13 protein-coding genes are annotated in these 16,262 nt (G+C 30.7%); 12 read left to right on the top strand and 1 reads right to left on the bottom strand.

Annotated elements, in window-relative coordinates; genetic code table 11:
* Positions 1-27 precede the first annotated feature (27 nt).
* The 8 genes from AXY43_RS01280 (at position 28) to AXY43_RS01245 (ending at position 8,690) form a co-directional block, all read left to right on the top strand.
* A complete protein-coding gene (locus AXY43_RS01280; protein ID WP_023975599.1) occupies positions 28-1,278 on the top strand; it encodes a PTS sugar transporter subunit IIC in 1,251 nt (416 codons plus the stop codon).
* 80 nt (positions 1,279-1,358) lie between these two features.
* Positions 1,359-2,669 (top strand): 6-phospho-beta-glucosidase, encoded by a 1,311-nt coding sequence (locus AXY43_RS01275; RefSeq protein ID WP_105410815.1) that lies wholly within the window; start codon positions 1,359-1,361, stop codon positions 2,667-2,669.
* An 18-nt stretch (positions 2,670-2,687) separates the two neighbouring features.
* Positions 2,688-2,993, top strand: a complete 306-nt coding sequence (locus tag AXY43_RS01270; protein ID WP_087701976.1) for a PTS lactose/cellobiose transporter subunit IIA — start codon at positions 2,688-2,690, stop codon at positions 2,991-2,993.
* A 110-nt stretch (positions 2,994-3,103) separates the two neighbouring features.
* The gene (locus AXY43_RS01265) at positions 3,104-4,198 is read left to right on the top strand and encodes an N-acetylmuramoyl-L-alanine amidase (protein WP_105410814.1); all 1,095 of its coding nucleotides are present in this window, start codon (positions 3,104-3,106) and stop codon (positions 4,196-4,198) included.
* Between the two features lie 25 nt (positions 4,199-4,223).
* Complete coding sequence (locus AXY43_RS01260; protein WP_087701978.1) at positions 4,224-5,630, top strand: DUF5050 domain-containing protein; 1,407 nt, start codon at positions 4,224-4,226, stop codon at positions 5,628-5,630.
* A gap of 320 nt (positions 5,631-5,950) precedes the next feature.
* Positions 5,951-7,036 (top strand): DUF871 domain-containing protein, encoded by a 1,086-nt coding sequence (locus tag AXY43_RS01255; protein ID WP_087701979.1) that lies wholly within the window; start codon positions 5,951-5,953, stop codon positions 7,034-7,036.
* 223 nt (positions 7,037-7,259) lie between these two features.
* Entirely contained in the window at positions 7,260-8,045 is a 786-nt protein-coding gene (locus AXY43_RS01250; protein ID WP_039771041.1) for a pseudouridine synthase, read from the top strand.
* A gap of 306 nt (positions 8,046-8,351) precedes the next feature.
* On the top strand, positions 8,352-8,690 hold the full coding sequence (locus AXY43_RS01245) for a DUF2500 family protein (RefSeq protein ID WP_041896828.1): 339 nt from the start codon (positions 8,352-8,354) through the stop codon (positions 8,688-8,690).
* Positions 8,691-9,692: 1,002 nt separating this feature from the next.
* On the opposite strand, the gene AXY43_RS01240 is transcribed toward AXY43_RS01245, so the two are convergent.
* A complete protein-coding gene (locus AXY43_RS01240) occupies positions 9,693-10,484 on the bottom strand; it encodes an AraC family transcriptional regulator (RefSeq protein WP_105410813.1) in 792 nt (263 codons plus the stop codon).
* A gap of 255 nt (positions 10,485-10,739) precedes the next feature.
* Here AXY43_RS01240 and AXY43_RS01235 point away from each other — a divergent pair, with 255 nt between their 5' ends.
* The 4 genes from AXY43_RS01235 (at position 10,740) to AXY43_RS01220 (ending at position 16,022) form a co-directional block, all read left to right on the top strand.
* Positions 10,740-12,134: an MATE family efflux transporter gene (locus tag AXY43_RS01235; RefSeq protein WP_105410812.1), complete on the top strand. Its 1,395-nt coding sequence runs from the start codon at positions 10,740-10,742 to the stop codon at positions 12,132-12,134.
* Between the two features lie 513 nt (positions 12,135-12,647).
* Positions 12,648-14,282: a hypothetical protein gene (locus AXY43_RS01230; RefSeq protein ID WP_077830817.1), complete on the top strand. Its 1,635-nt coding sequence runs from the start codon at positions 12,648-12,650 to the stop codon at positions 14,280-14,282.
* A gap of 358 nt (positions 14,283-14,640) precedes the next feature.
* Positions 14,641-15,357: a CoA transferase subunit A gene (locus AXY43_RS01225; protein ID WP_023975589.1), complete on the top strand. Its 717-nt coding sequence runs from the start codon at positions 14,641-14,643 to the stop codon at positions 15,355-15,357.
* A gap of 11 nt (positions 15,358-15,368) precedes the next feature.
* Positions 15,369-16,022, top strand: a complete 654-nt coding sequence (locus AXY43_RS01220; protein WP_023975588.1) for a 3-oxoacid CoA-transferase subunit B — start codon at positions 15,369-15,371, stop codon at positions 16,020-16,022.
* Positions 16,023-16,262 lie beyond the last annotated feature (240 nt).

Below are 16,262 nucleotides of genomic sequence, written 5' to 3'. Positions count from 1 at the left end.
AACAGTAATAAAAGATAAGGAGGAAGTATGAATAAATTTTTTAATTGGCTAGAAAAGTACTTATTGCCACCAATGACTAAATTATCTGAGCAGAGGCACTTAAAAGCTATTAGGGATGGTATAGTATCTACTATTCCACTAATAATAATTGGAAGTTTTTTTCTCGTAATTGCAGTTCCGCCAAACGACTGGCTAAAGCAATTAGTGGCTCCATATGTTAATCAGATAATGTTTCCATATCGCTTAAGTATGGGCATAATGGCTTTATATGCATCTTTTGGAATAGCATATAATCTAGCAAAGTCATATAAGCTAGATCCTTTGTCTGGTGGAAGCTTAGGTCTTGCAGCATTCCTGCTTACAAATGTTCCATTAAATATTGATCCTAACGGCTGGATGTTATCGTTATCTAGTTTAGGCGGATCTGGTATGTTTACTGCTATTATAATGTCTATTTTTGCTGTAGAAATCTTTAGATTATGCAAAGAAAAAAATCTAACTATTAAGATGCCAAAAGAAGTCCCAACATCAGTTGCTAATTCTTTTGCAGCTCTTATTCCAGCAGCTTTTATTATAGTACCAATATGGATTATAAGAGATTTATTAAATTTTGATATTCAAAAATTTGTGCTAAGTATATTTACGCCTTTGGTAACTGCAGGTAATTCACTTCCTGGAATATTAGTTCCAATCTTACTTATTACACTTTTATGGGGATGCGGAATACATGGAGATTCTGTTGTTGGTACTGTTGCAAGGCCTATATGGCTTGCAATGCTTGATGCTAATGTAGCAGCTCAAGCAGCTGGACAGCCTATTCCTAATATAGCACCAGAGCCATTTTTTCAATGGTTTGTATGGATTGGAGGGTCAGGAGCAACTATAGGACTTGTAATATTAATGTTAGGCTCTAAATCAAGATACTTAAAAGATATCGCTAGAGCAAGCTTAATTCCAGGAATCTGTAATATTAATGAACCGGTCATATTTGGAGCTCCAATTATGTTAAATCCATTATTAATAATACCATTTATTCTTGGGCCATTAATTTGTGGGTGTGTATCATACTTTGCTATGACTTTAAATTTAGTATCTAAACCAGTTATTTTGGCACCATGGACATTGCCAGCGCCTATTGGTGCGTATCTTGCAACTGGTGGAGACTGGAGAGCAATAATTTTAGTATTAATAAATATAGCTATTGTAACTGCTTTATATTTTCCATTCTTAAAAGCATATGAAAAGAAATTAATTAAAGAGGGTATGGAGAATAATTAATAAAAATTGATTATAGTTTTGAATTTGTTATGCAGTTATTGTACAAATGCTGCATAACAAAATCAAGTTGGAGGCGCAAGATGAGTGAGTTGAAAATTGTAATAATTGGTGGAGGAAGCAGCTATACTCCAGAAATAATAGAAGGCTTTATAAAGAGAAAAGGCGAACTTCCAGTTAAGGAAATAGTTTTGGTTGATATAGAAGAAGGGAAAGAAAAGCTTAATATAGTAGGAGCTCTAGCAAAGCGAATGTGTGAAAAAGCTAATTTAGACATTAGAATTTCTTTAACCTTGGATAGAAGAGAGGCGCTACTTGATGCTGACTTTGTAGTTACACAATTTAGGGTTGGAGGATTAGATGCGAGGGCAAGAGATGAGAGATTCCCTTTAAAGTATAACGTATTAGGTCAGGAAACAGTTGGCCCTGGAGGTTTTGCAAAAGCTCTCAGGACAATTCCTGTAATTTTAGATATTTCAAGAGATATAAAAGAATTATGCCCTAATGCATGGCTTATTAATTTTACTAATCCATCAGGAATTATAACAGAAGCTGTATTGAAATATACAGATATTAAATGTATAGGCCTATGTAATGTTCCAATACACATGAAGATGGATGTAGTTTCAATGTTAGATGTGGACAGTAAGGATGTTTTTATAGAATATGTAGGACTTAATCATTTAGTATGGGGACGAAATGTATGGTATAAAGGCATAAATGTAACTGATAGAGTTATAGAAAAATTAAAAGATGGCGCAGAACTTACAATGAAAAATATATCAGATTTAAAATGGCCAAAGAAATTTTTAGATGCTTTAGGAATGATACCATGTCCTTATCATAGATATTACTATATGACAGATAGATTGTTGAAGGAGGAAAAAGAGGCAGCTAAAACTATTGGGACACGTGCAGAACAGGTAAAGAAAATTGAAGCAAGCTTATTTGAAAAATATAAAGATAAAAATTTAGACGTTAAACCACCTGAGTTAGAAAAAAGAGGTGGAGCATATTATTCAGATGCAGCTGTATCACTCATAAGTTCAATATACAATGATAAAAAAGACATTCATACAATAAATGTTAGAAATAATGGAACCATTAAAGGAATTCCAGACGATTCCGTTGTTGAAGTTAACTGTTTAGTAGATAAGAGAGGTGCAACTCCACTATCTTTGACGCGACCTGTAGAAGAAAAAATTTTAGGCCTTATTCACAGTGTAAAATTTTATGAGATATCAACAATAGAAGCTGGAGTACATGGAAATATAAATCAAGCTATAATGGCACTAGCTAATAATCCACTAGTCCCATCAGTAGATATTGCAATTAAGCTATTTGAAGATTTGTGTTCATTAAACAAAGGATATTTACCGCAATTTAATAAATAATATTAGGAGATGAGCTATATGGAGCAAGAAATATTTGAAATAATATTACATGCAGGAGACTCAAGAGCATATGCCTTTGAAGCTCTCGATGAAGCTGAAAATAAAAACTACGATAAAGCAGAAGAATTTTTAAAAAAGGCTAGAGAAGAACTTAAACTAGCTCATAGCACTCAGACAAAATTGATTCAGGCTGAAATAAATGGAAAAGGAATTAAAATAACATTGCTTATGGTTCATGCGCAAGATCAATTAATGACTGCCATGTCTGAAAATGTCCTAATTGAGAAAATGGTAAGAATGTATAAGATTATGAATGAAAAGTAAAATAAATTAAATATTATGTAATTAAATGAATAGTCTAAACAAATTTATGAAAAAATAGAATGAAAAAAATCTATATAGGATATAAAAAAATGTAGTGGAGGTAAGTATTTATGAAAAAATTTAAATGTATAGTCTTTGGGATTTTTTTAGTCTGTACTTTCATATTACCTGTTTCTTATTGTAATGCAGAAGAAACTACTACTACGATTGAAGCTAACAATAGCAAAGTTTATGACTTACAGCAAGATGCTTTTAAATATTATCAAGTTGAACATAAAGGAGCTTTAGGAATTCCAGTGTCCTACTCATGTACAGAATCTGAGGCCGGAGATATTAGAAAATATACCGTGGAGCCTAAGTATTCTGAAAGCATTGATGGAAATAAAGTTGAAATACTTATTTCGCAGGTTAATGTTACTGGTGAATCTGATAACTTCGATTCAGTTTTAAAAGATAATAAATATATAAAGAATATAAAGCTAGATAAACTTGATAATAATACAGCAAAAGTTGATATTGAGACTTCTGGAAAACTTAATGTTAAAATAAATCCTGTAAAAAGGAGATATTCTTCCTTAGGGGACAATAAATATGAGTTTAAGACATTTATAGATGTTACATTTGAAGAAAAAGTTAAAGATAACTCGAACATAATAATTATCGACCCTGGTCATGGAGGCTCAGAGCTTGGAGCAACAGATAATTTCACTTATGAAAAACAGTTAAATTTGGATATATCTAAAAGAGTAAAAGAAAATCTTGAAAAAGCAGGATATCGTATATATATAACTAGAGATAATGATAGCAATGTTGGATTATTAGATAGAACAGATCCAGCAAATCTTTTGAATGCAGATTTATTTTTCTGTATACACAATAATTCACTTCCATTGGATGTTAATATGCAGTCTGTTTATATGTTTAGGGGAACTACGGTACTATATAATTCTACTGCTCCAAAACCAGGAAGAGAATTTGCAACAATACTCATGAGAGAAGTGTCAAGCACCATAAAAACTAACACATATCCACTTCAAGATAGGCCAAATCTCGCAGTGCTATCATCAGCGTGGTGCCCTGCAGTACTCATGGAAACGACTGTTGAGTGCGATGATGGTGATGCAAAGATGATGATGCATAGACTAAACAGCCAGAAAGTTGCAGATGCATCACTTAGAGCTGTAAATAAATATTTTATAAAATAAAAAAGAATCAGGGGTGGATGTATAGATGTCAAAAAAAGTTATTAATAGATTATTCTCAGTCATTACTATTACATTATTGATTTTTATGACATGTAGTACAAGTGCAAAAGCTGATACAACTGAAACTGATTTTTCACATACGGATTTTGGTACCGTTTCAGGTTTATCAGTTGAGAAGCAAAATCCATATGTCGAATATGCAGGAGTTGATCATTATCCAGTGTTAAGTGGTGACACTATCAAGATAAATATGAGTTCCAAGTATGATGGAGATTATTCTGACTACAGCAATTATGATCCAGTGCAGTATAGAGTATTTATAGCAAAGGGTGAAAATGAAGATTACACAGAATTAACCAATGGATATTCAAATGCAATATCTGCATATAATGAATTTACAATAGAAGATAATAATGCATTAGCTGAAGGTAAATATAAAGTTATGATTTTTGTAAAAAAGTCTTCATCTAATGGAACAAATCAAAATTCGTATGGAGCTTATGATAAAATATATAATTTTAATTTTACTTGCTACAATAGCTCAGATGCACCTAAAAATGACGATTCAAAAATTTCTAATTCATCAGGCAATATTGTAAATGATGGAATGGCTGTAGAAGATAATGATTATATATATTATATAAATAGGGTAGGAGATGTCTATGGAGCAGCTCCTGATTATTTGTATAAAGTAAGGAAAAATGATCCGCCTAGAAAGGATATATGTGATTTAAGTTACAATACACAATTAATTCCAAATAGAGTGTGGAATCTTAATCTTGTAGACAACTGGATTTACTATAGCAATTGGAAAGATGCTTTTCATCACAGTATAAATAAAGTTAAAACAGATGGAACAGAGGACACGTGCATAGCAAATGAAGCGGTAGGAAATATGTTTGTAGAAGGAAATTGGATATATTATGTTAAAAGAACTAATTCACATTCAATTGATCTAAATAATATATACAAAATATCTTTAGATGGCAGTTGTAGAATTAGACTTAATTCCTCTGCTACAGAAGACATGACTGCAAGCAATGGCTGGATATATTACACTAATATATCTGATGGATATAAAATCTACAGAATGAGATTAGATGGAAGTGAGAATACAAAAGTATGTGATGATGAAACTTTATTTATGACTGTTTGTGGAGATACCGTTTTTTATAGCAACAAATCAGATAGTGATAAGTTATATAAAGTAAATGGAGATGGAACAGGAAAAGCTAAGTTATCTAATGACAAAGCTACTTTTATAAATGTAAGCAAAGATTATGTCTATTATGTGAATTATTCAGATAATGAAAATCTTTATAAAATTCCAGTTGGAAGAGGAAGATCTGAAAAGATCACAAACGAATATGGAACTAATATAACAATTTTAGACGATAAAATATTTTTTAACGGTATGTTTTATGATAAATAAATCATATCAATTAAATAGAGAAACACTATATTTAAAATACTTGTTAGTGAAAAGCTATAATAAAATATGGATAGACCAAGTTGAGATATGAATCTATGAATATAGTTCTCCGAAATAAGGAGCATGATTATGCAGTTTGGTTTGTCAGACTGAAAGTTTGGGCAGGTTAAAGCGGATATACTCCGCTGCTTAGAAACTTCAGCGATATTTTCATAGCTTTTCGGAACAAAATATTTATGGTTTCGGTAAGTTATCACATAAGTTCAGTTCAAAGTTGCTTTATCTATATAATAAAAATTATAATTAAGGGAGATTTTTTAATGAGAAGGCTAGGAATATCAGTTTATCCTATGCACAGTAGTGCAAGAGAAATAGAAGATTATATAAAATTGGCATATAAATATAACTTTAAAAGAATTTTTACATGCCTTTTATCATTTGATGGAAGTAAAGAAGTAATAATCAATAATTTCAAGAAAATAATACAATGTGCAAATGAAAATGATATGGAAGTAATAGCAGATATAAGTCCTAAAGTATTCGATGAACTTGGAATTGATTATAAGAATTTAGATTTTTTTAAGGAGCTGGGACTTTATGGTATAAGACTTGATCTTGGATTTACTGGTTTAGAAGAATCTATTATGTCATTTACAAGTAAGAAATTAAAAATAGAATTAAACATGAGCAATGGGACAAAATATATAGATAATATATTCTCTTATATGCCAAATGCAGATAACATATTAGGCTGTCATAATTTTTATCCACACAGATATACAGGATTAAGCTACGAACATTTTATAAAAACCAGCAAGCAGTTCAAATCGTTAGGAATTAGAACAGCAGCATTTATTTCATCTCACAGTGCAGATCATGGTCCATGGCCTGTAAACGAGGGATTATGCACTCTTGAAATTCATAGAGAGCTTCCAATAACAGTTCAAGCAAAACATTTATGGACATCTGACTTAATAGATGATGTAATTATTGCAAATGCCTTTGCTAGTGAAGAAGAATTAAAAGCATTAAGTGAAATAGATCCTTATGTTTTGACTTTAAATTGTGAGATAAATAAAAATGCACCTGAAACAGAGAAGAAAATAGTTCTTGAAGAATTTCATTTTAACAGAGGAGATGTATCTGATTATTTAATAAGATCAACTCAAAGCAGAGTTAAATATAAAGACCACAATTTTGAAGTATTTAATACTCCAGATATAAGAAGAGGAGATATTATTATAGAGAGTTCATTATATGGACATTATGCAGGAGAAATGCAGATAGCTAAAAAGCCTATGAAAAACTCTGGCAAATCAAATGTAATAGGAAGAATCGCAGAGGAAGAACTGTTTTTGATTGATACAATAGCTCCATGGCAGAAATTTAAATTAGTAAATAATTAATGAAAAAGATGTTATAATCTATATAGATCAAATTGAAATAAAAGATTTATATGTTTTAAAAAGTTTATTATATTGAGATTTACTTTAAACTATGGATATCCAAATTAATAATTATATTTGCAGAATACAATTTATGATCAGATTTATTAAATAACAAGTTGAAATTAGGGACAAGTCAATTTAATTTTTTAGATTTTTTACATAGGAAGAGATGTGACGATATATGAGATTAGATAAATTTCTAGCAGAATCAGCTGTTGGAAGCAAAAAAAGTGTCAGAAATTACATTAAAGAAGGTAGGGTAAAGGTAAATAAAGAGATAGTTACAGAGCCTGCAATGGAAATTGATGAAAACTGTGATGTCATTGAGTATCTTAATGAGATAGTCAACTATGCTGGAAAATTATATTACATGTTTAACAAACCAGCAGGTTGTATTACTGCAAAAACTGATGAGATTCATAAGACCGTATTTGATTTTTTAGGCGAAGCTGGCACGAAAGGAATATTTCATGTTGGAAGGTTAGACAAGGATACAGAAGGATTATTGTTATTTACAAATGATGGAGAATTTGAACATAAGGTCATGTATCCAGAAAAACATGTTGAAAAAACTTATTTCTTTTGGGCATTAGGTTCTTTAAGCGAAGAAGATAAGAAACAATTAGAGCAGGGAACTTATATTGGACAAGGCAAAATATTAACTAAGCCAGCAAGAATAGAAGTAGATAAGTTTGGCATATATGAAGATCTTAAACATGAAATGGCCACCAATAATGTGAACAATATAAACTCAAATCATCATACGCAGCCAGTCGTTTCTGGATATCTTACTATTTCAGAAGGACGCAAGCATCAAGTAAAGCGTATGTTAAAGTCCGTAGGCTGCTACGTTGTATATTTAAAGAGAATTTCAATTGGTGGACTAGCTTTAGACAAATCACTAGAGAAAGGCCAGTATAGGTCTTTGACAGAGTTAGAAATTCAAAAGGTGCTAGGAAATTTATAAAGTAGCTGATAATTAATAAGCTAAGATTTTTTGCATTTAAAAAAATCTTAGCTTTAATTTTTAAGAAAATATGTATTATAAATAGAAGTTTAATTCATTAAAATTTATTTCGAAAATTTCTTAAATATTGACTTTATTTTAGCATAAATAACGCTTAATAGGTTAATTAATGTAAATTTATGATATAATATGTATAAAATCGATAAGTATTAAATAAATAAGTTATCAAAATCAAGTTAAAATAAATAAAATGTAGAATTTAAGCTAAAGTAATAGAATTTTAGAAAGATAGGAAGTGGGTTAATCATGATTGGATTTCAGCTAATATTTTTCGTTTTCGTAGCTTTTATAATTTTTATAAACATCAGTAAATATATTAAAAATGAAAACTCACCAATTATATCCACTAAGGCAAAATTAATTAAGAAGAAAAAAGAAACGTGTACAAATACAGACAGTAATGGAGTTATGACAACTACCGAAAAGTTAATTTTAGAATTTGAGTTAGACACTGGGAGTGAAATTAAATTTACAGTTGGAAGACGTGTCTTCAAAAATGTTCCAGAACATGAATGGGGAACATTAACTTTTCAAGGAACACGCTTTTTAAAGTTCAACTCATCAAATGGAGTTGTTGAAAAATAGCATTATTTACTAAGGCAAATTTTTATATTCTATTAAAACAAACTTAAATAGTCATGAAATCAAAATCTGAAGTTTTCTTACATATTGGAAGATTTCAGATTTAATTTTTTTGCTTTATAATTCATAAAACACCTGAAATCATCTTCTAAACTAGCAATGACTTATTATATTAAGTTAATTGGAAATATTATCAAAATCGCTTTTGCCATAAACTTTGCAGTACCACTAAACTCTTACTGTACTTTATGCGAAAGTAACTTGCTGCTTAGAAGCTTCAGTGAAATTTTTATAGTTTTTCATAATCAAGATATTTATGATTTCGCTAAATTCATACATGAATAAGACTCTTACTTATAATACCTATACAGATAAACAATTATAAATTAGATTTATACTATGAAATATATCCCAACTAGAAATAAGAATTATGCTTTTGTAACCACAAGGGTCATAATATGAAATTTTTCATTAGGAGTTTGATGATTTTGAGACTTAAGTGAACGGAGTGAATCGAGTTGTTCCAAGTATGCTAGTTCAAAAAGTGAGAATCGAAAAGTGATGCTCCAAATCTTACATTTGGTAAGCAGAACTTTCTCTATGAACATTTTACATTCAGTTCTTCGAATTTTCTTTGTGAGAACTCACCTTTGAGGCTAGCATCTTGAGTGCAATTTGCGATCTTAGTTGGGTTGCCTATAAGATATCTAATTTAAGAATTCGACTTATTAGATGAAATTATTTATAAAGTTGCTAAAACTTTAAGTTTATATCTTTACTAGAAATCATAAATATATTTGTGGAGAAAACATTTGAAAATAAGCTGTTAAAGGGTCTTAGCTGTAGGTTGTTCCATTTTAGCTTGTCAAACTGAAAGTTGGAGCATGCTAAAGTGGGTACAACCTGCTGCTTAGAACCTTCAGCGATATTTTCATAGCTTTTCGGAATCAAAATATTTATGATTTCGGTAAATTATCACATAAATGCGGTTTTAAATTTGAGTATCTATATACCTGTTCTAAATTTTGTAGGAGTAAGAGCAGTTAGTTCTTTGAAAATTCTATTAAAATTTCGCTGACTTTCAAAGCCACATTCTAAAGCTATAACGGTAACTGGAAGTTCTGTTTCGCTAAGGAGTTTTTGAGCTTTATTTATTCTCAATCTATTTATGTAATCATTAAATTGGTAGCCAATCTTATTTGAAAAAATTCTTGAGAGATAAAATTTGCTGAAACCTAAATCTTTCGCTATACTATCTAGTGAAATTTTCTCATGGTAATGAATCTCAATATATTTAAGTAGATTTTGCATTGTACTGTTATAAAAAGTGCTGCTTTTTTTAAATGTAAAATGCGAATCAAGTTTTCCAAGTATGGTGTATAAAAGCCCTTTAATAACGTATTTGTTATTAACGCTTGTATATTCGTCATGGAGCATATATAGAAGAGAACTTATCCCATCATCGACAATATTTTTTGACATAAATGGATTCTCCAGTGTTTTGTCCATTCGTATACCAAAGAAGCTACGTGTAAGATCTGGTGAGAAAATAAATAGAATAATTTTTGAAAATCCGTCACTATTAAAAGTATGAATATCATTAGGGAAGCAGATAGAAACTTCACCAGCTTTAAGGCAGCATGGAGTATCGTTTATTGTAACTTCTATAGATCCTTCAATAACATAAGCTATTTCTACATATGGATGTAAATGTGGAGGAAAACTGAAATTTTCTAATATTTTTGAACTAAAAAAGTTTTGATCACCTGATTTATTTGCTTCAAAAAAAGGATACATATAAGACCTCCAAATATTTAATATATATAATTAGTATGTAGATAGTTCAATGGTATTACAAGATATTGATAGAAATATAATCCTTACAAAATTCTAAGAAGACCGATTGTAAAATAATATACACTTAAATTAAATTTAACATAAAAAATATAACATGCACTGCAATATATGTCTATATTGGGTTAATATATTGCCAGCTTAATTTGTTAAATCCATGTAATATTGAAGTAAACAAAAGAAGGAGAGTTTCAAATTATGTCTGTAAAATATGTACATGATATGACTGAAGGTAATGAAGTTTCCCATATTATAAAATTCACTTGGCCAATGCTTATAGGCAATGTATTTCAGCAGTTTTATAACTTGATTGATTCAATAGTTGTAGGAAAGTTTGTTGGTGCTAATGCTTTAGCAGCAGTAGGTGCTTGTGGATCTCTAAGTTTTCTTTTTTTCTCTGTATGCTTGGGATTGTCTGTTGGTATAGGTATAATTATTTCTCAATATTTTGGAGCTAAGAAGGAAGAACAGGTAAAGAGAGCCATTGCCAATTCAACTTATGTGATTGGCGCATCTGGTGTTGTTATGAGTATATTAGGAGTTGTTTTTGCACGCCAAGTTTTACAGCTTTTGAATACACCACCTGAAATCTTAAATGATTCTGTAGCTTTTTTGAGAATAGCATCAGGAGGAATGATAGCTGTAGCTGCCTATAATGCTATAGCTGCCATACTTAGAGCATTAGGTGACTCAAGTACACCTTTAGTTTTTTTGATTATTTCTTGTGCAATTAATGTGGTCTTAGATTTAATTTTCGTACTAAAATTTGGACTTGGTGTATCAGGTACTGCCTATGCTACTGTTATTTCTCAGGCATGTGCAGCAATTGGATGTCTGTTTTTTGCCTTGATCAAGAATCCATATTTTAAGTTGAAGAAAGAGCACTGGAAAATAAGTGAATCAATAATAACTAAATGCATAAGGATAGGAGTGCCTGTAGCAGCTCAGAATTCGCTGATTGCTTTTTCACTAGTAGCGCTTCAGAGCGTAGTAAATGGATTTGGAGAGACAGCTGTAGCAGCATTTACTGCTACTAGCAGAGTAGAACAGCTAATACAGCAGCCATTCAATTCATTAGGGGCAGCTATGTCTACATTTGCAGGTCAAAATATGGGAGCTAATAAACTGGATAGGGTAAAAAAAGGATATCATAAAAGCATTTTAATAGTAGCTGGATTTAGCCTTTTAGCATTTATTGCAGCTCAATTTGGCGGTCAGGCTATAATGGAAGTGTTTGTTAAAGATGAATCAGTAATAAATCTTGGAGATAAAGCAATAAGAATTACAAGTTGTGCATACTTTCCCCTTGGAATGATTTACGTTACAAGAGGTGTACTAAATGGTACAGGAGATGCATTTTATGCTATGGTTAACGGTTTTGTTGAAGTGGCTGGAAGAGTTGGATTTTCAAGCGGACTAGCTATGATTCCTTTCCTAGGAGTTTGGAGTGTGTGGGTAACCAGTGGACTAACTTGGACTATTACAGCTATAGCAAGCGTAATACGTTACAGGCAAGGAAAGTGGCAAGATAAATCCATAGTTAAACCAGTTGAAAAAACTATAGAGTACAAAAAGTGTGCCGAGGGTAAGTAAATGAACATTAGATAAAGTTCTGTAAGAAAAAGAAGAACAAGTTAAAATAATTTTAGGGCAAATATTGACTACAAAAAGGCTGCGTTTTACGTAGCCTTTTTATTTGGATATTTACGCTTTGTCTGTGCTATACAGTTAAATATCCCAACTAGAAATAAGAATTATGATTTTTGGGGGCCAGTATCTTGAATAAAACTTTTATATAGATAAATAATTTAAGAATTTGATTTATTAGATGAACATATTTACAAAGTTACTAAAACATTAAGTTCATATTTTCATGCTTTTCAGAACAAAATGTTTATGATTTCAGTAAGTTATCGCATAAATCTATCTTTATAGATAACACAATTATAAACTATGAAATATTACTCATTTCGGTGAGCTATGCTCATAAGTATAGCTTATAGTTAGTTTATCTATATACATAAACTAATTAGAATAGTATAATCATTCTGTTAATGATATTTTAGTAAAAGTAATTTTTAACTTTACTTTTAGGGAGGAATTGTTTTGTCAGAAAAAAATAAAAAATATAATATCACTAAGGCTTCAAATTCGAAAGTTAACGAGAGTTCTGGAGCTGTAGTTGAAGCTGGAAAGCCTTTATCACAGTCAATGTTATGGAAATTGCAGACAGAATTTTTTGCAAACCAAGGTCCAGAGGCTTGGATTAAAGGTATTGTACCACAATATATAACAACCAATCCGTATATCGCAAATCAATACGCTAAAACTGTCTTTGGATATTTGCGAGACTATGTTGGAAGAGAAGATGTAGATAAAAATACTGTTATATATATTATGGAGCTTGCAGCAGGAGTTGGACGATTTACTTATACGTTTCTAAAAAGATTTTTACATATGATTGAAAATTCTTCGTTAAAAGATATAAAGTTTAAATACATAGTAACGGATTTTGCTGAAAGAAATATTGAATATTGGCAGAATCATAGCTTTTTAAGTCCTTATTTCGAAGCTGGAATACTTGATTGTGCAACTTTTGATATATCTAAGGATGATGAAATTAAACTTAGACATAGTGGTGAAGTATTATCAAAAGGGAAAATGAAGAATCCTTTAATTTTATTTGCTAATTATACTTTTGACAGTCTTCCACAAGACACTTTTTATGTTAATAACGGAGAGATTTATGAAGGAGTAATAACAATAACTTCTCCAGACGAAAAAGGAGATCCTAATGATAAATCAATTCTTGCAGGATTAGATTATTATTATACAGATAAAAAAATTGATGGGAATAGTTATTACGAAGATAAGAATTTAAATGATGTTTTGATGCATTACAAAAATTCTTTAGAGGACACAGCATTCTATATGCCTATAATTGGATTAAGATGTATTTCAAGATTAAGAAAGTTGTTTAATGATGACGTGATTTTAATATCTGCTGATAAAGGTTATAAGAATGAAGAAAGCATGGATAAAAATTATCATCCATTTTTATCAAAGCATGGATGTATTTCTATGACGGTAAATTTTCATGCTATAGAGTTATATTTTAAAGAACTCGGCGGAAAAGCAATACATAGTATATATGAACACGAAAACATAAATGTGTCTCTATTTATGGTAAGTAATAGTGATAATGATTTTATTGAAACTTCAATGGCTTACAATGAAATTATAGAAAGTGTAGGTCCAGATGATTTCTATATAATGAAAAAAGCAATTATGCCTTTGAGTAACTCTTTGACCACTAAGGAACTTTTGACTTTTCTAAGATTTACAGTATGGGATTCAAGAACTTTGCTTGAGTTATACAATATTTTAATTGAAAGAATAGAAAATGAAGAAAACTTCCCTAAAGATGAACTTGCTGATGCTATCAATAAAGTTTGGGAATACTATTTCCCTATTGGTGAAGAAGGCGACTTAGGATATTATTTTGGTTCTATATTAGGTTATCTTGGCTATGATAATGATGCACTAAAGCTTCTAGAATCTTCACTAGAGTTTTATGGTGAATGCCCAGAAACAAATTACGAAATTGCACTTTGTTATTATAATTTACAGCAAATTGATAAAGCCTTAGAGTATACAGAGAAATCTATTGGATTAGATTCGGATTTTGAACAGGGTAAAAACTTAAAAAATATAATTGAAGATATATTAAGCGATAACTAAAATTTTAATTAAAATAAAAACAGATGTGAATTAGGGAAAATTATTCTAATTCACATCTATTTTTTTACTCAAGAGCTCAGTGAAATTCAAATCAATTATTTTATTTAATAAATTTATAACTCATTATGTCATATAAATTGAAAATGGTAATTCTTATATACTTCCATATGTTACAAAATAATTTATAAAAACTTATTAGACGTTATGCTTTCGATTTTTGGATTTAATTGGAATATAAATTCATAAATAATAATATTATTATAACAGTTAAATTTCTAAAAGGGATAATTGGTCTTAAATAATAATTTTTCTTTTATAATCGATAGCATATTATAAAAATCTGGAGGTGTATAGAGAAATGACAAAGATTAAGACAGTACAGGAAGCAGTAAAAAATATTAAAGATGGCATGAAGATAATGACAGCAGGTTTTTTAGGAGTGGGTGCTCCATTAAAGATGATAGAGGAGCTAGCGAATACAAATATTAAAGATCTTACACTTATTCAAGCTGTATCAGCTCAACCAGGAGAGACTCATGATGTTGGTAAGCTGATAGCAAATAAACAAATAAAAAAATTTGTAGGTGCACATATTGGGACTTGCCCTGAAGCACAAGAACAATATAATGCAGGCACATTAGAAGTAGAATTTATACCTATGGGAACCATAGTTGAATGTATACGAGCTGGTGGTGCTGGACTTGGCGCAGTTATAACACCAACTGGACTTGGCACAGAAATTGAGAAGGGAAGAGATAAACTTATTGTAGATGGAAAGGAATATTTAGTATTTCCAGCTATAAAAGCAGACGTTGCATTAATTAAAGGCTGTAAGGCTGATAAGTTCGGAAATATTTTATATAGAGGAACAACAAAAGGAACAAATACAAGTATGGCACTTGCTGCTGATTTAGTTATAGCCGAAGTGGATGAAATCGTTGATGTGGGTGAAATCCCTCCAGATAGTATTGGAACACCGGGTATATTAGTAGATATAATAGTTCAAGGTGATTCTTTTGAAGATAGAAGAAAATATTTTGAAGATTTATGGACAAGAACTAATAAAATGAGATAGGGGTGAAAATGATGAATGGTAAAGAGATAATTGCAAGAAGAATCGCAAAAGAATTTAAAGAAGGAATGGTTGCTAATTTAGGATTCGGTATACCTAATATGGCTGCCAATTATTTACCAAAGGGAATGGAAATAACACTACAATGTGAAAATGGCGCATTGAAGTTTGGCGCAACTCCAAAGATAGGAGAATCTGACCCAGATCTAGCTAATTCAGGTGGATCTCCAATCACTTTACTACCAGGATCATCAACCTTTGATATGGATTTATCTTTTGCAATAATAAGAGGTGGACATGTTGACATAACTGCATTGGGCGCTTTAGAGGTAGATCAAGAAGGAAATATTGCAAATTGGAAAATACCTGGTATTTTTTCGCCTGGTATGGGAGGCGCAATGGATCTTTTAGTGGGAGCTAAATATGTAATAGCTGCATTAAGCCATAATGATAAAAAAGAGAACTCAAAAGTATTAAAAAAATGTACATTGCCTTTATCGGCTGCCAAATGTGTCAATCTAATAATTACAGATAAAGCGGTTATGAAAGTTACAGATAAAGGATTAGTTCTAATAGAAGTAGCACCAGGTTTAACTGTTGATGAAGTGTTGAAAACAACGGATGCCGATTTGATAATAGATGATAATGTTAAGGAAATGGAAATATAAATATGAAGTAAAAGTTGTCCCTATCTTTGTTTGCTATGAGATTCCTTTCGTGCATTTAGAGATGGTCTGTTAATCAGTTACTAGAATTTTATAATTATCTATAAAGACGGTTTTGCAGACTTACCAACAAAACCAGGTCTAGGACTTATTATTGAAGAGAATAAAGTAAGAGAAGTTAATATGAAAGGTCTTAACTAATCTAATCCAAATTAGAGAAATTATGATGGAACAAAAGCTGAA

The sequence above is a fragment of the Clostridium sp. MF28 genome, from assembly GCF_002969175.1.
In the GTDB taxonomy this organism is placed as follows: Bacteria; Bacillota; Clostridia; order Clostridiales; family Clostridiaceae; genus Clostridium; species Clostridium beijerinckii.
The sequence above is the reverse complement of the archived record's forward strand: the minus strand, read 5'-3'. Positions and strand labels throughout refer to the sequence as shown.